Genomic DNA, 26,306 nt, shown 5'->3' with positions numbered 1-26,306 from the left:
TTTAGTAAGGGGTTCGCTATGATTCCACAAAGCACACTGAGCTCAATACCCAAAATGCGAAGTAAAACGCATGGCTCTGATGGCCTTGTTAGGTCATTTCTAGCGCACAATTTATTTCTTCAATATGAGTGCTGAGCTTATTTAGTGCGATATTTATGTCATCACAGGTGAGCGTATTTCCGTCAGATAAAACCATACGTTCTTTGTCTAAGTTACGATTAGCAGAGACATAATATTTATCTTCCCATGACTTTACACTCTGGTTGGGGTAACAATCTAATTGCATACTAAGTGTTTTCACAGACTCTAAGTCTTTGGAAGTAATATATGGAAAAACTCCAAGCCAAAAGTGTTTGTATATCTTGACCCACAAACCAGTAGGCCATGAATTCAGTCTTACATCGATATCGCAAGCTATTAAGTATTTGCTGTTTTCTTCATAGACGGTTTTAATTTCGAGATCACTCCGATATTGAGAGAAGGCTGCATCACTTTGTATGCGAGCTTCAATGTCAGAAAAACTTTCCTCAATTTTACGGCGGATACAATAATCATGTGCCTCAACCATATGCTTATAAGCCTCTTCATGCTTGCTAAAAATTTGCCAGCACAACTCTTTTAGTTCACTACTACCTGACATGTAACCCTCGATATGGCTAATAAATTGATTAATAAAACTTCTAGCCGATACATTGGCTTGAGATTGCACTAAGCTCAACTGATTCGCTATTTCACCATAAGACATACAATAAACGGGTACACTCGAGTTGGAATCGAGTGTCTCTGGTTGGCGTCCATCCGTTGTTAAAAAAACTAAAGCAACTCTCTGATTTGGGTAGCGGGAATAGAGTGTTTCTTGGTACCTAGCTATTTGTTTTTCTTGTTCTTTTGCCCAAACTTTATTTTCAATCGCTATTACCAATCTACTACTAGGGAATTCGATAACTAAATCTATGTTCTCGAGTTCTCTGAATACTCTTACATTATTGTCAGTCGCTGAAATTAATGCTGACAAAGGTAGAGGTTTACCATGTGCAAGGTTTAACTTTGCAAGACCTTTTATGAAGCTGTTCAAGAACGAAAACTGTAAACCATGTGGATAGGTAGGCTGAAGTAATGCCGCTAAGATGTTTGAATGAACATGCTCCTTACTCCGAACACCCATCACCTTGAAAAGGTCAAAGTTAGTTGAGTACGACGTTATTTCTGAAAAATCTTTAGAAAGAAAAAGTCGCTCTATTTTTTCTAATTCTGTATTCATTTCCTCTACCTAGTCATCACGATGATATTATTCCCAACGAGGATGCAAGACACACAATACAGCTACATACCACATTAATCACTAACACTGGCGCAAAGTAAAAAATGTGTTGGGATTCACTCTCTAACACTTGGAAGTTCTCTTTTTTGGAAAAATAACCTTTCTACCTTTCGTGTGCCATCTCGAATAATATCTGAGCCTGATTCTGACCACTGCAGATAATACCCCCCGCCAACAGATTTAGAACAGAAATGATTCAAGTTATTCGAACGAGATACCTCTAGCTTTACGGAAGTACCATCAAACATCAAGACTGAATGCCTCGACTTCGAAGGAACTTCCCATGAGCCTAAATAAGCGTCAAAGCAATCAACTAACGTATTAAGATCGGTAGTCCAAGCCAATTTACCTACTTCGCTTTTTTGAACATTTTTGTTAGACAAAAATTTTTCAATGCTAAATCTAGATAACGGGCTATTTGAGTTAATTTCAGTAACTATTAAGGTTCGAAATTTCGTGTGAAAAGCCAAGGCTGGCAGCTTTAATATGTGAAAAACGCTCCCTTGTACTCGGTTATTTTCGCAATAGTCTTTAGCTGACGGTAGGTTTGGGTGCATACATCGATTAGTATATGTAGCGCTGTATGTTGAATGCCAAGCATTGAGGCCAGTGTAAACATAGTAAATGCTAATCTGCTTCACACCGTTAAGGCGACCATTCTTATTCAGATTTACATTCTTCACAAATTGTTCGAAATTCATTGCTACCTCTGAAAACTATCGCTCAATTAAAGTTTGAACCGAGCCACCACTGCACTCAATTTGGTAACGTAAACATTGAAATAAACCGAAAGTAAAAATGCCAAACGATTGTGAATCGCTTATAAATAGTTTGTTATGTTCGTAGCCACTTGTGCATGATGTAGCTATCAACGAACCCTAGATGAGCGTGCTGATATGCTTTCGGAATTGTACCTATGATTTGAAACCCCAGCTTCTCCCAAAGTTTCACCGCCACTTCATTGGTCGAAACCACGCTGTTAAATTGCATGGCATCAAAGCCAAGCGCTAGCGCCGTTTCCTGAGAATGTTCACACATAAGGCGTGCAATGCCTTTACCTCGAGCTTCGCTTGACACCATGTAACCACAATTGCATATATGGCTACTTGGCCCCATTGCATTGGGTTTAATGTAGTAAGAGCCCAGTACCACGTCATTTTCTACGAAAACAAAAGCTTTCAGTGGCGATTCACACCACAGAGCGAATGCTTGTTCTAGCGTCATATTGGGGTCAAAAGCATACGTTTCTTGGGCCTGGATTACCGCTGAAAAGGTAGGCCAAAACGACTCGAAATCGGCTTTGGTGATTTCCCTAATCATGAATTCCCTCCTATAACATAACGCCCAATTAAGGTGTGAGGCTCGCCATATCGATGCTTCCACCTTAACCACTACAACCGGCGCCTATCAACAATGCCCAGCGCGGCGAATCACTCTTAAATGGCGTATTCTGATTTTAACCTTAAGCGTTTAGCCAACTGACTCAGAGGCGCCTCTAAGGTTAAGACCCCATTAGTACGACTTAACTCTTGAAAGCCAGCAGCATAATACAAACTTTCAGCAGGGTTATTTTCAAACACACAGCATCTAACATTTTTTACTTTAGATAGCGACTGAGTGTGTAGAAGCGAAGCTTTAAGTAAACGACTACCCAGAAGTCCATTTTGATGTTGTTTAACCACTTGTAAGGAGTCGATGAAGTGGAAATCATCACTTTGATGGAAAGCAATGAAACCAAGAATATTGTGGTCTTGCTCTATAACGATAACGGACTTTCGTTTGTAGAATTTCAGGATGGCTTCTCCATCCCATTTCAGCCCTAGTTCAAGCTGCATTTCGAGCATATTATCTTCCATGAGTTGATACACCTGATCCCAGTCTGACTCATGAATTTCTCGTATTTCCATTATCTCTCCCAAACACAACGCCACTTTAAGGTGTGAGCAACGGCAACACCGACGCCTCTGCAAACCACCTTAACCTCTTAAAGCCGCGCCTGGCGAAAATGCCACGCGTTGCGAATCTCTATCAAACCGATGGTAATGTTTATTTTGCCAAATCTACCCACTGGCCTTGTGTTAGTTCACCTAATTTCTGCGGATTCAGTTTAAACACTGAGTTAGGTGTGCCCGCTGCTGCCCAGATTTCAGAATACTGATTCAGATCGTTGTCCAAAATGGTGTGGACTGATGAGTGGTGAGCGACTGGGGGGACACCGCCTATCGCGTAACCCACTTTTTCACGGACAAAAGAAGCGTCTGCTTTGGTAAGAACAATTCCTGTCGCTTCTTTGACTTTGTCAGCGCACACCATATTAGCGCCAGACGCAACAACCAGCACTGGCTCACCGGTTTCTCCATGCTTAAAGATGACCGACTTCGCTATCTGAGAAACCGTACATCCGATAGATTCAGCGGCATCAGATGCGGTACGAGTAGAGCTCGGCATTTCCTGCACGACAAAATCTTGGCCGTTTCGGGACAAAAACTCTTGTACTTTCAATGACGAAGACTTCAATTCCATTGACATATATCCTCCTGAATCTCGCTCATTCGACGATGAACATAACGCCGCCTTAAAGTGTGAGTAACACCACCCGAAAACGTAACCTTACCACCGCAAACACTAAACTCAACGGTGGAATGAAAAATGCCAAGCGTTAGGAGTCACTCTTAAACAGATTGTATGAGAAATTCTTCGATGCTAACGGGGTCTTTTAACAAATTAACCAAAGGCAGGAATAGTGGTTCAGGAAGTTGGTCTAATTCGAACCATTTCCACTGCTTACACTTATTTGGTTCCGTAACCTGAGGCTCTCCACTAGAGCAAGAAGCTATGACAAACAATGTGACATAGTGTTTGCCTTCTTTTTCAAAAATATCGTTAGTGAAACTTAGTTTCTTGAACGCCTCTACAACTAAGCCCGTTTCTTCTAGTGTTTCACGCCGAGCACATTCTTCGATGCTCTCACCCATTTCAAGATGTCCACCTGGAGTTGCCCAAGTATGGGCTCCATGAGACCCAATTCGCTCACCAAGTAAAATACGCCCTTCACGTAACACAACGGCTGCAACACCTACTCGTACTTCCTTATTCACTCTATACTCCTTCCGACCACTTGGTTATTTGGTTTTCCCACGTAGTCCTATTAAGTTTCCAAACGGGTCTTCAACTTGGCACATCGACAGCCCATCTTCAATTTCCATTGGTCCACGATAGAGATACGCACCTAGAGTTTTAAAATGAGCTAAAGCAACAGCTAAATTATCTACTGACCAGTAAACAACAGTGCCACTTTTACCATTACCAACCTTTTCGTCAGCTTGGACTATTTCTAGCGAGAAACCATTTAGGTCGAGTACCGTGAAGTCAAAGTCAGGGTGGTAAACCGGAACCGCTTCAGGAAAAGCTTTTTTGTACCATTCAAGCCCTTTAGTTACATCAGGGACATGGACAAGAACCGCTGATGGATTCATAGTTTTCTCCAACCACATAACGCCCTGTTAAGGTGTGAGCAACGCTACACCGAAGCTCCCGCATACCACCTTAAGCGCTAAACGCAACGTATAGCAAAAATGCCAAGCGTTGGGAATCACTCTTAAATGCTTTGTTAGGTTTCTTTTTCGATATCACTAATTAGGGCTTCTGGGGTAAGTGCACCGTTAAATAAGTGAATCAACAAAATATGTACTCGGAGTAAGAATGCAAAATTTTGTATATCTTCCACTTTAGGCTTAGCCGCCTTGTCCAGATTAACTTCTATGATTTCTGAACCTAGGGTAACTTCAATGCTAGGTTTGTTAAAGTCTACCCGTGAATTTAAACCTGTATTAATAGTCGAGCCACAAAACTCTACTTCGTAGGTGCTCATAAGATTGGAGACTAAATTTTCGCCAATAGTTACAAACGCACTAACTACATCAAAATATGCATCGACATCTTGAACTTCAGGAATTTCATAGTGATGCTCAAGACGGTTTCTAAATTTGTTTAATTTTTCAAGTGACCTGGCGTTGAATACTCCTGCTGCTTTAAAAAATCCAAGTTTTCGATCTACACCCAACCTTTTTTGGCGATATAGTTCATCAAGCCCCAAAAAGCTAAGAAGTACATCCAACTGGCAATCAACTGCTCTCTTCAAGTTCGATGTTGCATTTACTAATTGATAGGATGTAATTTGTTCATTCTCAGCCTCAAGGTCTTGCTCGGCAAAAGAGACAAAATCTCTTGGAGTAAGCTGAAATTTTGGTAAATGCGGATAGCCGCCACTTGTATGATCACGTACAAAATCAACAAGATTACTTCGTAAATATTCTACTACTTTATCTTTCACCGGAACCCCATATGAAACTTAACATTTGTATACTGAACAAGCACATTTTTCCTGTTATGTGTGAGTGCGTATTAACAATCTTATGCGGGATTTTAATCGATTGATATAGAAAGATTAATTATCGAAATCACACAAAAAATGAGACAGTGTATTTTATTGTCCATCATCCACTCCGGTTAGTGTGCTACCAGCCGTCAATATATGAAGAGTGTGTTGAGGAAGGTCTATGTTTTGCAGTTGAACGGCTTGGCTTTTGACGTAACGACTGATGCTTATTTAGACGTTAAGACGGTGTGAAGTCGCTGACTAAGGTAAAAAGGAGAGTGACGATGGCAGATGCAGAGTACTTTAATTGGGTGTTGAAGTGCGAAACAGATAAGTGATATTGATGAGTCAGTTACTAGTGATGACAGAAGAAGGAATAACAGTCACATTCTGGCGCATTACTGAGAACAAGTTGAGGTTATCAACCCTTCTCCCTCTATGGATTGAGTAGAATACGCCTCTTTTTAAAAGTGGCGGTAGAAATAACAGTGAGTTATAGAGTAGTACGGCTAACTGAACTGATGGCGCACGAGTTCGGCCAAGTCGAAGGGGATATAGAAAGGTTAACGGAAAGGGCACTTAGTTCCGCTCTTCCTTATGGGATGAGTTTTCCTCGTTTTAAGGACAAACTCAAAAGTGGTGAGTTGGCCCTGTTGACGGAGACGCCATCTAAGCCAGTGATGCTCAGAGACGGAATGAGCAAATCGTGGAGCTTGTCTATTGAAGGGCAAGAAGCATTATCACCAGAGGCTAAAAGTGCGTTCCTTGCTAAAGCAAAGATGCCTCGTGGGGCGGTAAGTGGATCTGCATCAAGTCAAGGTAGTGCGGCATACGCTCCCAGCATCGAAGAAACCTATGTCCCAGAGCCCGTTAAACCCGATACTTCGGATGCTCAGCCCCAAGTCAATTATGAATATTGCTTTGAGATAGCGTGCTCTGAGGACACATTCAAAAAAAGTGTGGGTTGTGCGTTTCAACTGGGTAAGACCAAACAGGAAACCATGATTGGTCGCTGGCAAACGGAGCCCACGGAACATGGCACTAAGTATATCGCTCATACGGCCTTCGATGAACCGAAGAAATTGGTTATTAAAGTGGCTGAAAGTTCAATGGGCATCAGTGTACCTGACCGCGTGCAAGTGAACTCAATAGGCTCAGGTGTCGTCGAAGAAGCGTTTATCCCAGTCGTCCCATCGGTACAGCTAGGAGAGCGTTTAGGATTGCCGACAGAAGGTTACTATTACCATTTTCATAACGACCGATTAGTGCAAGAGTACAAGCTGCTGGGTGAGGGCAAATGGGCATTTTACGCTACTTGTTCCACGCATGAGCAACTGAATGATGAGCAAGGCTACAATCGACTGCAAAGTGCTATCTTAGTGTACTGGAAACGGACAGGCCAAGACGTTGAAAACCAGAGCCTTGTTTACCTTGAACAGCAAATCACCCGAGAAGAGCTTGATAATCTCAATGATGACTGGGTGGCTCAGCACGGTATCAAGGTTGATATCAATGAACTGCTTTCGGTGTCGAAAGAAGCTCACGTCGAACGACAGCCGGACTCAGCGCAGGATAAGCCTAGTGCTGAAATAAAGATATACAACAAGCTTGCCAATTCAATTTATGATTACTCAAGGCCTTACCTCCTTGGTTCCACTGCAAAAGCTGTCAATTCGGAAGCTGTGGTTCATGAAGATCTCGCCATCGCTAACTTAAAAGAGGTTGAAGAGCAGATAGAGTTCCAATTGGGCTTTGCGAGGGTAGAAGAATCTCAGTCTCTCAGTGATTATTGGAAACAAGAGCTAAGTGGTGTCCCATCGAAAACGAAATCTCTGATCCAAGAACATAACCAACATCTGAATGATCCCTTAATTCCTGGAGAAATGGTTATCTTCCTAACGAAGGCGCCGTCTTCAAAAGAGGAAAAAGCCAAGCTAACATCATTAAAAGAGAATTCAGAGTTAGCCAGTGAAGAGCTGGGTAAGTTGAGTCCCGACCAAGTCGAATTGCATCAAGCTTACTTTGAAGTAATAGAAAATAAGCTGGTGGAATATTGGAATACAGGTCAGCCGTCGGACGCATTCGCATACATGGGAGCTGGTGTTGGAACAATCGCGCCTGCAATGCAGAAAAATCTGGAAAATGTATCTTCATCACTTAAAAAGATGGATCGTCTATACCTCGATCTTCTAGCCAAAAAAATCGATCGTTCAAGCTTTACTCGACAAAGGTTAGGTTTGAAGAAAATCCTCGATAAGCAGTTGGATAAACTTACGCAACAGACTCTGAAGATACCAATCGACCAAGGGTTTAAGGAAAGTTTAGGGATAAATTCTACTAAGTCACTCATTCACAATGCCGATGAGATATTAAAGACAGGCTCGGTTCCTGAGCTGGGAGCTCGTGTAGCGAATACTGCTAAGTGGATCACTTATGCGGAGAAAGCTGGAAAAGTTGGTATAGGACTCAGTGTAGCTAGTGGTGTGTATAACGTGTCTGAGAATTGTGGCAGTCTAAAAGCTTGTGCACGAAGCACAGTTAAAGAGACTGGCGGAGTAATTGGAGGCTGGGCTGGTGGTACCGCTGGTGCTGCGGCCGCTGGAGCTTTCGTTGCTTTTGTTGGGATAACTTCCGCACCAATTGTTATGGTTGTTGTTGGGGCAGCAGCTTTGGGTGGGGGTATTTTTGGCGGTGGTGCAGGTAAAGATTTCGCTACGAGAGTATATGATCTATCACCGATAGATGAACTTCTTGAACAATTTGAAAATAGTGTCGATGAGCAAGCTCAAGATAGGGTGAGTGAGTACATATTGAACTCAAGATTCAATAATTTTTCTGTAGGGCAGTCAATTAAAGGTTTTTAAATATGACAGATACGATAGTTTCTAGCGTAGCAATGTTTTCCCTTGTATGGATGTTTGTCTATTTTTATCATCTTGTCGTCTATTCCTTAGGCGACAAAAAACATATCAATCAATTAGTAGACAACTTGGCGAAAGAGCCTGAAAGCTTTAAGAGCAAAAACTACATTGCTATGAATAGTATGGGGGCGGGTGGTTTATTCTCATACTTCTGCTTGGTTTATCCTTTTGTAAGACATCGAAGAAGAGAAAAGAAGTGGTCTTCTGACATTTTTATGTGTTTAAACTGGTTGTTTTTTATGACCGTGCTTTACATCTTTGTTTTCGTATAAAAGCTTAATATCACTATCATTTTGGTAGGAATACACGCTTTTTACAGGGAGCACCTTTCTTCAAAAAGATTTGCTGAGACAAAAATGGGGAGCGTGGCTGCTCCCCATCGTCATTTTTAGCTTTGGTTGGTAGCACTACGTTTGTGTGATAGCTTCACAGCCTTATCGAGGGTAGAGTATGAAATAGCGGCTCCAATGAAATAGTTAGGTCATATCAGTCTGTAACGTCTTCATCGGGTACGCTAGGATAATCAAGTGGTATATCTATTAATAGATAAGGTGTTTTAAGGTATGACGAAGTGGATTGCTGTTTTATTTGTTGTGATTTTATTCCCTGCAGCGATGTTTGTGTCATTTACAGAAATACTTCTTTATTTGAAATACAACATGTCCCTCGAGTGTGACCCTGAGAACTATTTATCGGACATTGTAACGAGAACACTAGCAATATCATTCATTGGATACTTTGTGTCCATTGCTACGACGGTGTTTTTTACCCTTAAGATGAGACAATCAAAAACACAAAAATAAACTACTTCTATTACTTCTTCTCGTCACTCTGAGTGGGCGTTGTTGATCAAATCAATTTGAGGTTCAACGATGCCATATAAGACTGGCCATCAGCTTCTGACGGCATACAGAGCACTATGACCCTTTTGAGTGCTTTGATATTCGCCATGATTTTGCCCACTTGAGCGTTGCAATATTTCAGACACATTTCTGGACATAAATGAGTCAGTGATTTTGCTAAATTAACATTTAGAGTATTACCGCAGGTATTGTAAAACCTCTAACTAAGTAGCCAATTTCACTCTGCCACTACAGCTTAAGGGGCGCTAAAGCAACACCCATTAAGAAAATCAATAGATGGCATCTTGGTCAACAACTCTACTTTCCTTACTCTTGACCGTTTACTAACTCCTGTATGTCAGAATACAGCTGATACAAGCTATGAGCGGACATATCCAAGATTGGTTCATACATGAATGAGTTCAAATGAATGTTCTCTGGAGTCATCAAGTTAACTTGATCCAGCAAACTAATGGTGTCTTGCTCAGCTTGGTGTAGTTCAATGAACTTGTCGTAAAGTGCACGAGTTTGGTTCGAACTAATCTCCTCAACAAAAGCTGGGTCGGCTATTCTTGTGATCATAAAGTGCTCAGCTTGTAACCTGATAGCCATAGCCAAAATAACTTTACATTCAAGCTCGGGAGACTCTTGAGGCTCAGCTACGAGAGTATCACTATGCTCTATTATCTTATCAAACACCAATGACTCACTGTTTGGCAGATCTAGTGCAGGCTGATCAACAAAGATCTCACGATACATCGCTTGCAAATCGCTAACTTTGATGTCTTTGGTATCTGCTTTTAGGTGCAAAAGAGATGTCAAACTACTGTAGTGATTTTCATGACCACAATACTCTGCAAGATTTCGAGCAAATGGGATACTAGCTAACATGTAAGCTTCATTTGTAGCTAAGCTTTGCTTCCAAGTATTAAATACATCTTTTTGATATTTTTCTGGCTTTAGAGCAATTTCCGTTGATGACTTTGTTGCCATATGGCGATTCTGACGTTTCGCACCGAGTCGACTACTCACAATTCGATGAAAATCGAAGTTGTGAGTAAGCAATAGCAAGCTGAAATGAGCCACTTTTGCAATATCACGGAGATACTCAACAATGGCATACTTGTTCTTATAGTCAAAAGAATCGGCAATATCATCTATCACAACCAAGAGTGGCTGAATATTGTTTCGTTTCACTTCAATTTCAAAAAGTACGTTGAGGATATAAAGTGCACGCTTTTCGCCTTGACTCAAAGCGTCTACCAAACTTGACTGACTAACGACCTCTGACTCACCTCGTCCGTCATCAAATTCGAATTTTATAGCTGGAGCGGCGTTATTTAGAATCACCTCATCCTGATTTTCTACGCTAAGTTTAAATGGAACCTTGAAGCGTTTATTGAAAGTATCAACGACGGTTTCCCAAGTTGTTTTTTGTTGTTGTGCTTGATAGACAATATTCGCCACCAATTCCTGATTAGACTTGTATGTCGCAACTAAGTCAGCCCAAGCTGATTGATTAGATTGTAAGTACCCGATTAGAACCTTTCTTTTAAACTTATCAACATCGGTAAATTCACCTAGCAAGTCTTGATGTTCTGAAATTAGATCTCGAAAAGCTTGAGTTTCTTTGTTTTTCAACTTGTTATCAACACGGCTAAACTTTTCTTTTAATTCGGGATTTTGTAGTACTTTATCTTGCTCGGATTGTAGTAAGTCATTTAGTTCTTTTTTTGAAGACACCTCTTGCTTAGAACCATCGACTGAAATATTGACACTGTGAGAAGCATTAAAGAAGCCGTTATCTGTTAAACTTTTTGAAACGACATCAGCCTTTTGGTGATTAAAAGTTTTGGATAAAACTGTAGAATTTTCAATCAATTTGTCATAGGTGTCGACATAATCTGCAAGGTCTTTGCTTAAGTCTTCTGAGGCAATTAGCTGGAGAGCTTTTGGATTAAACAAGGTATCGTACTTATATTCTCCATATTGGGTATAGTCGGGGTGTGTCTGCTCAGAAAGTGTTACGAGTAACCCTAATAGTTCTTTTTGAGGAACCTCAAAAGCTTCCGTGAATAGACTCGGGACATCTCGTTTCCCCGACTTTTTAGCAACCCCGCTTATAAGAGTTGAACGTTTGCCATCAACTTCCTTTAGAGCCGTGTCATACTGCTGTTTCAGCTCTTCGTTAACCAATAAAGTTGAAAGTTGTTGAGAGCTATAGCTTTCATTATAAGAGTCAATCACCATCACTTGGGTTGACGCTATATCGGTACCATCAATTTTGATATTTCTTACCGTTGTACGACTTGGAAAGATAAGATCCTTTGTATGCTTGTTTTGTTCCACATCCTTAAAGGTCTTCGCTAGCGAAGTTTTTAATGTTCCGTTTGGAGCGTAGAGCGAATTAATACCATCGTTAGTAGCTGACTTTGTAAAGTCTAACTCTTTAGATAGTTGGTTGATGCCATAACAGTTAGCCAAATCAAGCTGAAGTTTCATGAATGATCCTCAATTTATCAGTTACTACTGAACATTTATTGTGGTGCCTTTGATATGATGAATGTGGCATATTGCCATGTAATGCTTTTTATAACCACAATAAAAGTAAGTTAATCGTTACTTTGGTTGAGCGGCTGTTGAATCAGTCGAAACAAGAAACGGGGGCAAATGCGAGTCAGAGTAGTTCGCCCTGACTCGTCGCTGAAAAGAAGTCATTTAGGCCTGCAGCTAGGAATATCTCCAAAAACATTAGTTTTTATCTATCCATTAGTCACTATTAGCCAAATATTCGTTGAGTTAATCATTGAATTCATATGGCATTGGGAAATAGACATTAATACCCCTCCAATTCTTCGACAGATCGAATAGTCATCATCCGTATGGCTCGAACGTCGCCGAGTAAGAAATTGTTCAAAGTTCTAGCAAAAAACACTTCATTGGTAATAGAGTATTCGACTAAAATCAAACGCTTAACGCAAAAATATCAAGGGCTGGGTATGAATAATCAGGGTTGGATTCACTATTGGCGTAATTCTCTTGCCGATGCCGATAGCGCGAAAGGTGCATTAAAAAAGCAAGAACTGAAGAATTATGTGCGAGTGACAACCGACGAGTTCAAAGAAGGTCAGCTTAAACCTGATTCTACATTGCTGAAAGATCTGTTTCGCAATGAGCCGGATACCCTAACCGCCGTACAAATTCATCATCGACCGGTCACCTATTATCTTCGGAAAGTTCATGGCAAAGATTACAGCGGTAATATGCCAGGGGTACTGACACCGATTATCTGCTCTTTGTGGGTCAATCGTGAAGGGCGACTATTTCCCAACATCACGCCATTCATACCTCGTGACTTGCTTGCTCCTCAAGGAAATGACACCTTTACTATCGCTGACGTCGACAAGCTCGATGAATTCCTGACAACAAATGAAATTCCAGCGCAGTCTACTGAAAGTATTCCAGCCAAATTCGAACAAGAAGAGCAGTATCAGAACCATCAAAAAGATTGGAATCACTACTACGGACTCACCCAAAAACTATTTGCTGATTACTGCGATAGAAAACGAATCGAGCAGTTCTACGAAGACATTGAAAGTCGTGGTTTAGTCAACAAAATCAGTGAGTGCTTGGGAGCTTCAAGGCATATTTTAAAACTGTACGATAACCTGAGCAATTCAAGCACAACCTTGCCTCTACTAGATAGTTACGCGGCAAAAACAGTGACCAACAACGATGAATGTATTGATGTATCTCAGACAGTGAATTTGCGTTTTGGCCACTCAAATAGTCAATTCCCGCTAGCTAAAGCGCAATGCGATGCCTTGGCCCATACGGTAGCCATGCAAGAAGGTGATATTCTTGCAGTAAATGGCCCTCCTGGCACAGGTAAAACAACATTTGTTCTATCTGTAGTCGCATCACTGTGGATTGAATCTGCACTAAAAGAGAGTCAGCCACCATTAATCATTGCGGCATCGACTAATAATCAAGCAGTAACCAACATCATTGATGCGTTTGGTAAAGACTTCGATGAAGGTGACGACGAGCTATCAGGCCGATGGATACCCGACATTTTTAGCTATGGTGGCTACCTGCCATCGGCGTATGGAGAATTGGAAGCTGCCAAAAGTTACCAAACTAAGCATTTCTATGAAAAAATCGAGCAGTTGGATTTTCTCGATCAAGCCCAAGCGCATTATTTGGATAGAGCAAAACAGGCGTTTCCACAACAGAATTTTGCTGATGTAACGCAAGTTAAAGCGTATCTCCTTGCCGAATTGCGCCAACATCAAAACCAGTTAGATCACATCCAAAACAATTGGCATCACTACAACCGCCAACTAAATGACATCCATTCTCGGCTGGGGGACAATCCCCAACAAACATTAGCAGATCAACAACAAGCCGTTTCGAATGCGCAAGTATTGAAAGATAACGCCAAAGAACGGTTAACTGCGTGGCGAAGCTACCTCGGTAATGAATCTACATGGTTAACTCTGTTTAAGTGGTTACCGCCCATCAAGAATAAACTTGAACTCCAGCGCAGGAGTTTCATGTTTAATCTTTTTGAGGACGATGAAGAGCAAATTGAAAGTCTGTCATCAGATCGATTTGATAGTGTACTCAAGCAACTATTTTCCAGTAAAAAAGACAATTTTGATGATCAAAAAAATCGCTATCAATCTTGGTTAAAGCAATATCAAGAGTTTGAGCAATCACAACTAAATTGGCTCGATTCTATCAACAGCTTTACTGAAGACTCTCCAAAGCAAACTATTCCACAACTGACCGACATCGATTCAGCTTTAGATATCACGACCCGTTTTCGAATGTTCCGCTTAGCTGTTCATTTCTGGGAAGCGTGCTGGCTGCTCAGTTGCCGAGGTTTGGGCCAAGAGCTAAACAAGCAGGCCCAGAAAACAGGCTTGAAAACGGTTCGTCCTCGCTGGCAACGTAGAATGATGCTCACTCCTTGCATTGTATCAACGTTCCATTCTCTGCCTTCTCATATGACTTACCAGTCTCACGTTGGAAATAACGAATTTGAAACTGACTATCTTCTCAAGGAAATCGACCTTTTGATCGTTGATGAAGCAGGCCAAGTAGCTCCAGAAGTTGCCGCAGCCTCGTTCTCACTGGCCAAAAAAGCGTTGGTGATTGGTGATATTTACCAAATCCCGCCGATTAGGAATGTGTGCTCATCAATTGACCGGGGCAATTTAAAGCGGCATAAGGTTATCAGCTCTGATGATGAATACACAGTCATTCAAGAGGAAGGTCGAAGTGCAGTGACTGGCAGTGTGATGCATGTAGCACAACAAGCTAGCCGCTTTCATTATATGCCAGAAGCTGAGCCTGGAATGTTTTTGCAAGAACATAGACGCTGCTATGATGAGTTAATCTCATACTGCAATGACCTTTGCTATCAAGGTATCCTGATCCCCAAGCGAGGACAAGCGACTAAAGATAGCCTCTACTCTCCTTTCAGTCATTTGCATGTCGACGGTATCGCGGAATCATTTAGTGGCAGTCGACGCAATAAGTTAGAAGCAGAAACTATCGCTGCATGGCTACATGCCAATAAAGTTGAAATAGAGAATTACTACGGCGAACCACTGGCCAAGTGTGTGGGTATCATTACTCCATTTTCAGCTCAAGTGAAGCAGATCGAGACCGCGTGTGCTGAGTTCGATATCGAAGCAGGCAAGGAAGATGACCAACTAACCGTTGGCACCGTTCACTCTCTTCAAGGTGCTGAACGCAAAATCGTTATTTTTTCCCAGGTGTACACCAGACACAACGATGGTGGGTTTATCGATATGGATCCGTCAATGCTCAACGTGGCTGTTTCTCGAGCCAAAGATGCATTCTTGGTGTTTGGTGATTTGGATATCATTGAAGCTGCGCCATCAGCTTCTCCACGAGGATTACTCGCCAAATATCTCTTCACTGACGAGCGAAATGAGCTTGAGTTTAGTGTTGGCCAACGCCCCGATTTATTACAAATATGCGGCCATCCTAAACTACTGACCAATGCCGAAGAGCACGATGCGTTCTTGTCAAAGCTGCTGAGGGAAGTGCAACGAAAAATAGATATCGTTTCGCCCTGGTTACTGCTCGAAAAACTGCAATCAACGGGGCAGTTAGAACTACTAAAAACAGCACTGCACAAAGGTATCCAGGTAACCATACACACCGACAGACATTTCAATACCACGGTCGCAAATCACCCGGACACCAATAAAGTAAAAGCGTTTCAACATTGCTGTGCGACCTTGGAACAGCTTGGTATCGTTATCAATGTGATAAATGGTGTTCATAGCAAAAGCGTTTTTGCTGATGATCGATATATGGCGGTGGGGTCGTTCAATTGGTTTAGTGCAAGCAGAAGCGGAAAATACGCCAATATCGAGACATCATTAATCTATGTTGGTGAGTTAGAGAAGGAGATCAAAACTCAACTTGATTTCTTAAATAGCCGAAGCTGTAACACAAACAAGCAGCCCGTGACGTAGACACAAGGTGTCACTCTTTTGTCCCGAAGTGAGTAGCATGCCATTCACATGATTCTTATTGTGGAAAATTTGAAGTTAGAAGAGCAGGCCATTTTATGAGGGAAAATGACAAAGGAGCAAAAATGTGTTGGTTACAAATTCAAAGGGATATGGGATCAGGTAGGCAAGCTAGGGCCAAAAATGAGCTAAGGTTCAAAAGAATCGTAAGGTGGGCGCGTTGACTCTAAGGTGGTGGCTGGTTAGCCTAGTAAAGCACTGGCAACATCCAGTGCCGGGATTAGCACCCCGTTTTTGCTACAGGTGCATAGCCATCAGCGGTCTCATGCTGCATGCTATGTGGTGTTTCGGCGCATCTGTAAGTCGAGAACGCTTTAATCGAGCGTTACGGACAGTCATTACGGTGAGCTGGGCAGGGCAGCTTCCGGGCTGGCCGATACCTGTGGGTCGGTAGTGCTAACCTTGTTCAGTTCACCACCCTTTAGTGGGGTTGAAGCCTCTGGGTGGTGTGGGTTCTTCCACTGGGAGGTTGCTATGCCCCATGCGCTACTCGAACACCTTGACCAAGTCTGTCATCAAGCCTTGCAACACACATCCACTCAGCCGCGCCAACTGCGCGACATTTCCAACGCCTTTGATACCCTTAAGCACCAAGAAAACACGCCGTGCCCCTGGCTAGAAACCGCCGTGGAGTATGGGGTGCTATCCCGGTGGTTACAAAGGGAGCTGCCGAGCGTCCCCACGAAGCGTCCCCCGGTTCGTGTGGGATTGCTGCACGGTTTGTCGCGCCAGGCCTACCAATTGTGCCTCAGTCGCGACATTGATCGGCGCATCATTCAGCTTCGCCGCCGCAGCGGCGAGAAGGTCGAACTGGTGGCGGTCGGGCAGGCTGGGGTTGTGGCCGATCCGCTCAGTCAGACTCTGGTGCACATTGCCACGCGAGGCGAGAAGTGGTTTTCATTGTCGAATCATGAATGTCAGCAGCTTATTGAGGCGTTAAAGCGAAGCGGGTGAGCATTCTCCGAGTTCGCCTCAGGGCTTGATTAAAATTGCCGGTGAGGCGACCTAAATGCTGGGTTTCTACAAGAGGTAGTGCCAGTGTCCCTAACCAGTTTTTGCCTGTTCGATTCCTTACTTGAGCAGGGGGACTTGGGCTTTGTGGCTTACCGATTCCATCCAATGTTTCACGGTGGGATCCCATTGGATGGCTGCGGCACTGAAGAACCCTCGCAATATAGAAAATACGATCGCTTCGTCTACCAAAGTTGCACGCTGGCAGGCCCCGAGATCCAACACACTTTTCGCCCGTTCGATGAGCACTTCGACCTCTTTGGCTATCTTGGGGGTGTCTTGCAAAAGCGCATCAAAATTGAGAGCGTCCGTTTCCTTTTTCACGCGCCAAGCATGTCGCGCAGACGCCGTCGTAAACTCTGGCAAATTCATAGTTGACCAACGCGGGTACCCCACCTTTTGCAGTGGCAGAAACGCGATGTTTTGCCAGTCCAGCACCGGCTGAGAGGGTTGATTGGTTTCTCCAGACTCAGCCAACTCAAGGAAGTAAGCGATGATATCTAGGCTTTCTGCCATTACTTCACGGCTGTCTTTGACAAGAAGGGGGACTTGCTTGGTGCCAATCAGATCTGTTGTGGTGGTGTTGTCGTCATAAGCAAGATTGATGACGTCGAGTTGGATATTCAGCATGCCTGCCACATAGCGGACACGAGCACTAAAAGGGCAATGTTCGTAAATGTAGAGTTTCATTGTGTTTTCCTCATTATTGTCTTGGTAAACCCAGTTGCGACTGGGGGAGTGGACAACTCATGATCTTGAAAGGAGGTGAATGCGTTGTTGATAATCATCGACAAGACTTGGCTCACCATCCGCAGCAAGGGCTTTGGTCAATGATTTCCACTGGTGTTAGCAAAGCAGTGCGCCCCCATCGACATCAATCACAGCGCCGGTCATGTAACGGTTTTCTATCAGAAGTCGGTAAGCTTTTGCTATGTCACTCGCTTCGCCCACTGTGCCGACGGGCAAACTGTTTTTTGTGCGTTGATACATGGCATTTCGGTCGTCCTCGCTCATGCCTTGATAAGCCTCAGTTTTGGTTAACCCTGGGCTGACGGCATTCACTCTGATCGGCGCCAATTCCTTCGCCAGTACTTTCGTGGTGGATTCAATCGCCGCGTTGATGGCGGTTTTGACGTAGGTGTTAGCCACCACTTTGCGCGCTAACATGCCAGACGTTAGCGTGATAGAGCCGCCTTTTTTGATGTAGCGTGCGCCATGTTTAGCCGCGTTGATGGCGCCCCAAAACTTCGTATCGAACGCGCATTTTGCTTGGGATACGTCCACGTCCACCACTTTGCCTGCCGGAGCATAAGATCCAGCGGTGACGATAAGGTGGTCAAAAGCACCAAGGGCTTCGAAGTAGTGGTAGACCGATTGTTCATCGCTGATGTCTAAACCGGTTTTACGGCTGGCGACGTGTACGACCGCATTGTCGCTGGCAAGTTGTTGACTCAGTTCAGCCCCAATACCTGATGTGCCCCCTATTACGACATAAATGGTTTTGTCTGTTTTCATGATTTGTTTCTCCAGTCTCGTGTCAATACAGCGGATGGGATCAGTATATTGATTGGAGTGAATCTGATAATTGAGTAATATTTAAATTCATTATTCGGTTTAGATAAACAATGAAGCGCAAGGAGGGAAGATGGATAAGTTTTCGGATATGACGCTGTTTGTCAGCATCGTGAAGAACCAAGGATTGGCCGCGGCCGGCAGAGAGCTTGGCTTATCACCGGCATCGGTAACGGCAAGATTGCAGTCGTTGGAAGCGCGTTATGGGGTGAAATTGCTCAATCGCAGTACCAGGCATATCTCGCTGACGGACTCGGGTGCGATGTACCATCAGGCCTGTCTGGACATCATTGACAGCGTTCAAGAGACGGAAAACTTACTCCAAACGGGCACCAATGAAGTGCGCGGGACACTGAAAATCTCAGCGCCTCGCGATATTGGCAAGCAATACATTTCGCCCATATTATCGGAATTTAGTCAGCGCTATCCTGATGTGATCCCTTATCTGTATTTGAATGATAACTTATCCAACTTGGCGGAGTCTGGTTTGGATATCGTGATCCGATATGGGGAGCTCGCCGACAGCAATCTTATCTCGCGCAAACTGGCATCCAGTCGCCGAGTCCTTTGCGCCTCGCCTCAGTATTTAGCCAGAAAAGGCACGCCGATCACGCCACAAGATTTAGCACAGCATGATTGTTTAGCCATGGTTCGCAGTAATGAAGAGTTGAAAACATGGCATTTTCAAGATCAAGACCAACATAACATCATCACCGTCGTGCCAAAGCGCTTTTCTGACGATGGGGAAGTGATCCGTCAATGGGCGTTAGATGGGGCGGGTATCGCGTTGAAATCGATGCTAGATGTACAAGAAGACATCAAACAGCAGCGTCTGGTGACGGTGCTAAATGGCTATATGAAAAACTTCAACGCATCGACCTCTTCATCCGGTTCTGATCTGAATGTGATTTACCTGAGCCGTCAGTATCAACCCAAGCGACTTCGTTTATTTTTGGAATTTTTGATGGAACATTTTCAAGAATAGGTTGCCGTCGACCGCTTTTCAGTTCCAGAGTTTGGGTTAAGTACCTCAGGCAACTAAGTGACGTTGTGGATCGTGAGAATAACGAGAGATAAGCAAGAAGAAAGAATGGCCTCCAACGTGGCCAGCAACAGGGCCTTTTGCCACCAGGCTGTGAACGCTGACATGGGGTTCGCAGGTACGCGCCCAGGTGTGGAAAACGTGCATGTGTTTTCGATTATTCGGCTGAGATAAATAGTTAATTCACAAATTACCCAATTATCAAATTTGGCGTAAGCCTTACACTGTTCTTATTCAAGGGCAGAAAACGGCACAGGATAAGAATACATAAAGCCATGTGGGGGAACTGGGAGTCATGGTTGTGATAGCGGATGGTTACCTGGCATCGGAAGGCACGCATTGTCTTGGGTGTCCTAGCGCTTATAAACCCTCTCTCTTATAATTAATTCATTATAAAGTTTAAGCGGTTTTCTTTCTTGATTAATTATAAAGTTTAGGATATTTAAATTAGTTCCTTTTTTAAATCATTATAAAGTTTAGAGTATTTAAATAATTGCCGTTTTTGATTTTTGTAGTGTAATCACTCAAGGTTAATTAGAACTTTCTTTATCAGGTTAATCTTAATAAATAACAAGGTTAATTAATCTTGATGTAGTTCAAATTTTTTTAAATATACCCATTTTTAATTCTTGTAATTATACGCATTTGCTGGTTATTTTTTATACACGCATTGCTTTGGTTAACTCATTCTATTGTTTTTGGTTTATTGAAGTTTCTTGTGTTGAGCGAGAGTAAATATAACTAGTCTTTTGCTCTACGTGTACAGATAACGGTTGGTTTTCTGTATACCCGCACCACTTAGGCTACAACCAGTCGTCTCATCGTACTCGATTGGCAGGCTTTTCGTGACATAAGGTCGTTGAGATATGGAAGTCTCGTTGAGTTAAGGTTCTGTGAGCTTAGTTCGCTGATAAAAGGGAGAAGCGTTCTACTCCGGATGGGGTCCGAGTACGTGTAAATGAGGAAGTCTAATAGACAATGGGATAGTATTGAGTGTGAATCGCTTATTACCTGTTTTAATTTACTTTTTAATTTAACAGGACAAGAAATTAATCAAAATAAGTCACAATTATCCGCATCGAATTGTCGCCAATTAATCACTGAATTTAATCAAGCTAATACCGTTAGTTTGACATTAAAGCGTGTTAGATTCTCTAATATTGAGAAAATACCTTTGCCCATTGTTTATTTCGATAAAAACTATGGCAGTGTGGTTCTGGCCAACCTATCGACAGAGAAAGCGTTAATTCAATCTCCTGATGCGGCTTCCCCAGAAATAATCTCGAGAGAAGAATTAAAAGCGCGTTGGTCAGGGGAAGTGATATTAAATACAACAGGCGGGAGCCGGTTTGATGTGTCCTGGTTTATCCCCGCTTTTGTTCACCATCGTCATCTTATTGGTGAAGTCCTCCTGTTTTCTTTGATGCTGCAGTTTCTTGCGCTAGCGACCCCGCTGTTTTTTCAAGTGGTGATGGATAAAGTCTTCGTGCATAAAGCGTTGTCCACACTGGATGTGTTGGTCGTGGTGTTAGTGGTGGTCGGTGTTTTTGAAGTGATCTTAAAAGGGCTGCGTGAATACCTGTTTGCGCATACCACTAACCGCATGGATGTGGTGCTGGGAGTGAAGCTATTTAAACACCTTCTAGGCTTGCCACTGGCCTACTTCAAACACCGTCAGGTGGGCGCCATCATCACCCGAGTACAAGAGCTGGACAGCATTCGTGATTTTTTAACCGGGTCGATGCTGACGTTATGCGTTGATATGGTGTTTACCGTCGTTTTCTTTGCGGTTATGGCTTGGCTATCTTTGCCATTGACGGCGTTAGTACTGGGTGTACTTCCCTTGTATTTTCTGCTGGCTTGGCTGAGTACTCGCCCTTTACAGCAGCGTATTGAAAAGCAATTTCAAACGGCCGCTCAGAATACCTCCTTTTTGAATGAGTCGGTCAGTGGCGCCGAAACGATCAAGAGCTTGGCGGTCGAGCCGAGAATGATGAGACGTTGGGAAGCGCAAACGGCCGATATGGTCGAAGCGGGCTTTCACACCCAAACCTTGAATAGCTTTGTCAGTCATTGCGTCATGGTGTTGCAAAAGACCACGAGCGTCGTCGTTATTTGGCTTGGCGCGAACATGGTGATTTCATTGGAGCTCACCATTGGTCAACTGATAGCGTTCAATATGATGGTGTCTCATGTGAGTCAGCCGATCGCGAAACTCATCGATCTATGGCAGCAGTTCGTTCAGACCCGAGTCGCTGTAGACAAGTTGGGCGATATCCTCAATCTCCCCGTCGAACAAGAAATGGGTAACCATCAACCCAACACCGCGATCAACGGTGAAATAGAAATGCGCAATCTGGTCTTTCGCTATCAACCCGATCAGGCGCCTGTACTTGATGGCGTGTCGCTGCACATTCAGCCGGGAGAAACACTGGGTATTGTCGGGCCATCAGGATCAGGCAAAAGTACGTTAACGCGCTTACTGCAAAAACTGTACGTGGCAGATGAAGGCGACATTCTTATTGATGGACACCCGTTGAGCCAGCTAGCGCCGGGTTATTTGCGGCGCAATATCGGGGTGGTACTCCAAGAAAACTATCTGTTTAACCTGAGCGTCCGTCAAAACATTGCTTTTAAACACCCAGCCGCCTCTTTGGAAGACGTCATTCATGCCGCCAAGCTGGCCGGAGCGCATGCCTTTATTTTGCAGCTCCCATTAGGCTATGACACTGTCTTGGCGGAGGCGGGAAGCTCATTGTCAGGAGGGCAGAAGCAGCGTCTGGCGATTGCCCGTGCCTTAATGGGGGATCCGCGTATTTTGATCTTTGACGAGGCGACCAGTGCGCTCGACGATGAATCTCAAGCCCTGATCCAAGCCAATATGGCGGAAATATCATCGGGGCGAACGGTGGTGACGGTGGCGCACCGACTGTCTACGGTCCGTCATTGTGATCGCATCATCACGCTCGAAAAAGGCCAAATCACGGAATCAGGCAAACATGAGCAATTGTTGGCCCTTGACGGTTGCTATTCGAAGCTGTGGCAGCTCCAACAAGAACTGCGTAAGGACGCGTTATGAGTCTACGTCAACACATTAAAACGGCGATGCGCGCTTGGCAACGAGAGCGGAAAAGCGCCCCCAAGGCCAGTTACACCCGAGACGAGCATGATTTCCAGCCCGGTTATTTGGAGATCGTTGAGCGACCCCCTGTGCCTTGGGCAAGACGTACCGCCCTGGCGTTAACCTTGCTGCTTGTGATTGGGCTGATATGGTCCATTGTCGGACGGTTGGACATTCATGCCAATGCCACGGGCAGATTGCTGGTGTCGAGTCATTCGAAAATCATTCAATCGCTGGAAGCGGGCGAAATCCAACGTATTCGAGTGCGAGATGGTCAGAGAGTCAAAGCGGGTGAGGTATTGATCGACCTCAACCCCATTGGTGTGGAAGCCGAATGGAAAGAGCTCGAAGCGCAGCTGAGGTATCGTCAGTTAGAGCGAGCCCGATTGGAAGCGCTTCTGACCGATACGCCGTTAGAGGAATATAAGCCACCCGCAAATATCTCGCCTAGCCAAGCGGAATTGGCCAAAGCGCATTTGCGAAGTGTGTGGAACGAAGTCTTAGCAAATTTGGCCAGTATTGATGGGGAAATGGCGGTCAATAGGGCGAATCAGCAGGCACGAAGTGACGATATTCAATCGTTAGAACGACTCTCGGCGAACATTCAGACTCGGTTGCAAGCCAGAACTGCCCTGGCTGAACATAAACTCTTACCCAAAATAGAACTGCTAGAGCAGGAAAAAGAGCGATTGGAGCTAGAACGCTCACTGTCACAACAACATGCCGATATGGCGGTGCTCAAAGCCGAATACCAGAGCTTGGTTGAACGTCGCGAAAGTTTCCTCGCGAAAACACGTCGTGAATATTACGACAAGTTGAACTCCGTTCGCTCAGAAATCGCGGTCATGAAGCAGCAGCTCATCAAAGTGGGCGAGAAGCAACGACTGCAGAGATTACGAGCCCCGGTTGATGGCGTGGTTCAGCAACTGGCTGTGCATACCAAAGGGGGCGTGGTGCAACCGGCTCAGCAACTGATGGTGATTGTCCCAGACGATGCCCTGCTCGAGGCCGACGTCATGGTGCTCAACAAAGACATTGGTTTTGTCCATGCCGGGCAATCCGTTGAAATCAAAATCGATTCCTTCCCTTACACGCGCTATGGGACGATCTCTGGCAAGGTCGGCCATGTGTCAAAAGATGCGGTCAAAGACGAGCAGCTCGGACTGGTGTTCCCCACCCGAATTCAACTGAGCCGTTCGACGATTGCCGTCGAAGATCAGGCCATCCCTCTCCAAGCGGGCATGAGCACAACCGCCGAAATTCGTACTGGCCAGCGCAGAGTGATCGAATATTTGCTAAGCCCACTTCAGCAATACCAATCTGAAGCGTTGAGGGAGAGATAATGTCTGTGACGGAATTGGCCGAAATGCCCCCAGAACCGGTCGTGCAAACCCAAGACAGTGGTATCAGCGCCTTAGTGCACGCCGCTCGTGGTTTCCAACTCGCGATCGAACCTAACCAATTGATTCATCGCCTGGCGCGGGCGGAAGGGGCCGCGGACAGTCAGGACCTGTGCCGCTGTGCGCGATGGATAGGCCTTCGGGCCAGACAGGCGACCGTGTCGGTGGAACGTCTCAGCGCCTTATCATTACCTGTACTGTTGGACACCACTCAGGGCTGGCTATGTTTGCAAGACGTTGATGACGCGTTCGTGACGGTTTATCAACCCCATAACGACAAAGTTCGCCGTTACCCGATCGAGGTATTAGCCCAGCACTGGCAAGGGCAAACGATTTTGCTGGCGGAAAATGTCGAGCCGCAAAAACGCCAAGCCTTCGGCTTATCATGGTTTTTCCCCTCTGTCCGCAAGCATGTGGGCCAATTTAGAAATGTCTTGTTGGTGTCGCTCATGCTGCAATTGATCGCCTTGGTCACGCCGATGCTGTTTGAAAATGTCATTGATAAAGTGTTGGTCAGTCGAAGTCTCTCAAGCTTACAAGTCTTGGGCTTTGCCATGCTGGTGTTGGCGGTGTTTGAGCCTTTGTATGGGTTCTTGCGTTCATGGCTGTTTGCCAACCTGGCCAGTAAGGTCAATTCAGAGCTGTCTAGCCGGTTGTATCAGCATTTGGTCGGGCTACCGCTCCAGTATTTTCAGCAGCGCCAAACCGGAGAGGTGATCGCGCGGATCCGGGAAATGGGGCAAATCCGCCAATTTTTAACGGGCTCGGCGTTAACGATGGTCATGGATCTGTCCTTTGTCGGCTTATTTATTGCGGTGATGTTTTCCTACGCGGTTGAATTGACGTGGCTGGTCTTAGGCTCACTGCTGATCTATTTCGTTTTTTGGCTGGCGATTGGACCAATATTGCGTGCCAGAGTGCTGCGCGAGTATGAAATCGGCGCGGATAACACGGCTTTTTTAACCGAATCGGTGACTGGGATTGAAACCATCAAAACCAGCGCAACCGAAGCGGATTTCCTCCATCGCTGGCAACGACAGTTGGCCGCTTTTGTTCGCGCGTCTTTTAAAGCCAAAATCGTCGGCATTTGGGCCGGGCAAGGGATTGGCCTTATCCAGAAAATGACGGCGGCCGCTTTGTTGTGGTGGGGCGTCAATCTGGTGATGGAAGGCAAACTCACACCAGGAGAACTGGTGGCATTTAATATGTTGTCAGGCCATGTAACGCAACCCATTTTACGCCTCGCTCAGGTCTGGCAGGACTTTCAACATACGCTGATTTCGTTGCGCAGAGTGGGCGACATTCTAGATGAAGAAAGTGAGAGCGGAACGGGAGGGTTGGCTTCGGTTCCCCATTTACAGGGCGGCGTGACCTTTACTGGTGTGCGGTTCCGCTATCACCAAGATAGCAAAGAGGTGTTAAGTAATCTCAATCTTGACATCAAACCTGGCGAATTCATTGGTATTACCGGCCCTTCTGGCTCTGGAAAGTCCACCGTCACCCGATTGTTGCAGCGTCTGTATATTCCCCAGCATGGGCAAGTCATGGTCGACGGTATTGACTTGGCGATCGCCGACCCTGCGGCGCTGCGGCGTAACATGAGTGTGGTGCTACAAGATAGCCTACTTTTCTCAGGGACGATTGCAGACAACATTCGCCTATGCCGACCAGAGGCTTCCGATGACGCCGTGATTGAGGCGGCGCGATTAGCCGGGGCAGAAGACTTCATTACTCAGTTACCTGAGGCCTATCAAACACAAGTCGGAGAAAAAGGCGCGCGTTTGTCTGGAGGACAAAGACAGCGCATCGCGCTCGCCCGTGCCTTGCTGACGGACCCTAATATCTTGCTTTTAGATGAAGCGACCAGCGCGTTGGACTATGAATCCGAAGCGGCGGTGATGGAAAACATGGATCAAATTACAAAGGGGCGTACGGTCATCAGTATCGCTCATCGTCTCAATACTCTGCGCTACGCAGACCGGATCCTGGTCATTGATGATGGCCAGATAGTGGAACAAGGAAGTCACGAAGAATTGCTTGCCGTTCATGGCACGTACGCTCGGTTATGGCAGTTACAGACCGATGCTTAATCGGCACGCCATCGGGGGGCAGGGGATCAGCAC

19 protein-coding genes are annotated in these 26,306 nt (G+C 44.8%); 8 read left to right on the top strand and 11 right to left on the bottom strand.

All coding sequences use genetic code 11. The annotated features are described in order from the left end of the window. Positions 1–88: 88 nt before the first annotated feature. From FIU99_RS25665 to FIU99_RS25625, 8 genes are all read right to left on the bottom strand, one after another. Entirely contained in the window at positions 89–1,261 is a 1,173-nt protein-coding gene (locus tag FIU99_RS25665; protein ID WP_152472720.1) for a PD-(D/E)XK nuclease family protein, read from the bottom strand. Between the two features lie 116 nt (positions 1,262–1,377). Next, positions 1,378–2,022, bottom strand: coding sequence for a hypothetical protein (locus FIU99_RS25660; RefSeq protein ID WP_152472719.1), 645 nt, complete (start codon positions 2,020–2,022; stop codon positions 1,378–1,380). 133 nt (positions 2,023–2,155) lie between these two features. Next, positions 2,156–2,641: a GNAT family N-acetyltransferase gene (locus FIU99_RS25655; protein WP_152472718.1), complete on the bottom strand. Its 486-nt coding sequence runs from the start codon at positions 2,639–2,641 to the stop codon at positions 2,156–2,158. Positions 2,642–2,757: 116 nt separating this feature from the next. Beyond that, positions 2,758–3,228, bottom strand: coding sequence for a GNAT family N-acetyltransferase (locus FIU99_RS25650; RefSeq protein WP_152472717.1), 471 nt, complete (start codon positions 3,226–3,228; stop codon positions 2,758–2,760). A gap of 139 nt (positions 3,229–3,367) precedes the next feature. Beyond that, a complete protein-coding gene (locus tag FIU99_RS25645) occupies positions 3,368–3,850 on the bottom strand; it encodes a YbaK/EbsC family protein (protein WP_152472716.1) in 483 nt (160 codons plus the stop codon). Between the two features lie 143 nt (positions 3,851–3,993). Beyond that, on the bottom strand, positions 3,994–4,419 hold the full coding sequence (locus FIU99_RS25640) for an NUDIX hydrolase (protein ID WP_152472715.1): 426 nt from the start codon (positions 4,417–4,419) through the stop codon (positions 3,994–3,996). A gap of 24 nt (positions 4,420–4,443) precedes the next feature. Continuing rightward, positions 4,444–4,797 (bottom strand): VOC family protein, encoded by a 354-nt coding sequence (locus FIU99_RS25635; RefSeq protein ID WP_152472714.1) that lies wholly within the window; start codon positions 4,795–4,797, stop codon positions 4,444–4,446. Positions 4,798–4,931: 134 nt separating this feature from the next. Beyond that, positions 4,932–5,654, bottom strand: coding sequence for a hypothetical protein (locus FIU99_RS25625; protein ID WP_152472712.1), 723 nt, complete (start codon positions 5,652–5,654; stop codon positions 4,932–4,934). Positions 5,655–6,220: 566 nt separating this feature from the next. On the opposite strand from FIU99_RS25625, the gene FIU99_RS25620 reads away from it, so the two are divergent. Both FIU99_RS25620 and FIU99_RS25615 read left to right on the top strand, forming a co-directional pair. After that, the gene (locus FIU99_RS25620) at positions 6,221–8,563 is read left to right on the top strand and encodes a LysM peptidoglycan-binding domain-containing protein (protein WP_152472922.1); all 2,343 of its coding nucleotides are present in this window, start codon (positions 6,221–6,223) and stop codon (positions 8,561–8,563) included. Positions 8,564–8,565: 2 nt separating this feature from the next. Then, positions 8,566–8,892, top strand: a complete 327-nt coding sequence (locus tag FIU99_RS25615; protein ID WP_043011756.1) for a hypothetical protein — start codon at positions 8,566–8,568, stop codon at positions 8,890–8,892. Between the two features lie 897 nt (positions 8,893–9,789). Here FIU99_RS25615 and FIU99_RS25610 read toward each other — a convergent pair. After that, the gene (locus tag FIU99_RS25610) at positions 9,790–11,964 is read right to left on the bottom strand and encodes a hypothetical protein (RefSeq protein ID WP_043011758.1); all 2,175 of its coding nucleotides are present in this window, start codon (positions 11,962–11,964) and stop codon (positions 9,790–9,792) included. Positions 11,965–12,461: 497 nt separating this feature from the next. Between FIU99_RS25610 and FIU99_RS25605 the strand changes: the two genes are divergently transcribed. Beyond that, positions 12,462–15,980, top strand: coding sequence for an AAA domain-containing protein (locus FIU99_RS25605; protein WP_043011939.1), 3,519 nt, complete (start codon positions 12,462–12,464; stop codon positions 15,978–15,980). A gap of 531 nt (positions 15,981–16,511) precedes the next feature. Beyond that, complete coding sequence (locus FIU99_RS25600; protein ID WP_043011760.1) at positions 16,512–16,991, top strand: hypothetical protein; 480 nt, start codon at positions 16,512–16,514, stop codon at positions 16,989–16,991. 117 nt (positions 16,992–17,108) lie between these two features. Here FIU99_RS25600 and FIU99_RS25595 read toward each other — a convergent pair whose 3' ends face one another. After that, positions 17,109–17,738: a GrxB family glutaredoxin gene (locus FIU99_RS25595; protein WP_043011761.1), complete on the bottom strand. Its 630-nt coding sequence runs from the start codon at positions 17,736–17,738 to the stop codon at positions 17,109–17,111. A gap of 156 nt (positions 17,739–17,894) precedes the next feature. Next, a complete protein-coding gene (locus FIU99_RS25590; RefSeq protein ID WP_043011762.1) occupies positions 17,895–18,563 on the bottom strand; it encodes an SDR family oxidoreductase in 669 nt (222 codons plus the stop codon). 130 nt (positions 18,564–18,693) lie between these two features. Here FIU99_RS25590 and FIU99_RS25585 point away from each other — a divergent pair, with 130 nt between their 5' ends. From FIU99_RS25585 to FIU99_RS25570, 4 genes are all read left to right on the top strand, one after another. Continuing rightward, a complete protein-coding gene (locus tag FIU99_RS25585) occupies positions 18,694–19,605 on the top strand; it encodes a LysR family transcriptional regulator (protein ID WP_152472711.1) in 912 nt (303 codons plus the stop codon). A 1,015-nt stretch (positions 19,606–20,620) separates the two neighbouring features. Further along, the gene (locus tag FIU99_RS25580; protein WP_152472710.1) at positions 20,621–22,741 is read left to right on the top strand and encodes a type I secretion system permease/ATPase; all 2,121 of its coding nucleotides are present in this window, start codon (positions 20,621–20,623) and stop codon (positions 22,739–22,741) included. Continuing rightward, positions 22,738–24,126 (top strand): HlyD family type I secretion periplasmic adaptor subunit, encoded by a 1,389-nt coding sequence (locus FIU99_RS25575; protein WP_152472709.1) that lies wholly within the window; start codon positions 22,738–22,740, stop codon positions 24,124–24,126. The genes FIU99_RS25580 and FIU99_RS25575 overlap by 4 nt, the downstream gene beginning before the upstream one ends. Then, complete coding sequence (locus FIU99_RS25570) at positions 24,126–26,273, top strand: type I secretion system permease/ATPase (RefSeq protein ID WP_152472708.1); 2,148 nt, start codon at positions 24,126–24,128, stop codon at positions 26,271–26,273. Before FIU99_RS25575 ends, FIU99_RS25570 begins: the two co-directional genes overlap by 1 nt. Positions 26,274–26,306 lie beyond the last annotated feature (33 nt).

This window comes from Vibrio sp. THAF64 (assembly GCF_009363455.1).
Lineage (GTDB): Bacteria > Pseudomonadota > Gammaproteobacteria > Enterobacterales > Vibrionaceae > Vibrio > Vibrio coralliilyticus.
Note: the sequence above shows the minus strand (reverse complement) of the source record. Positions and strands in the feature narration are given on the sequence as shown.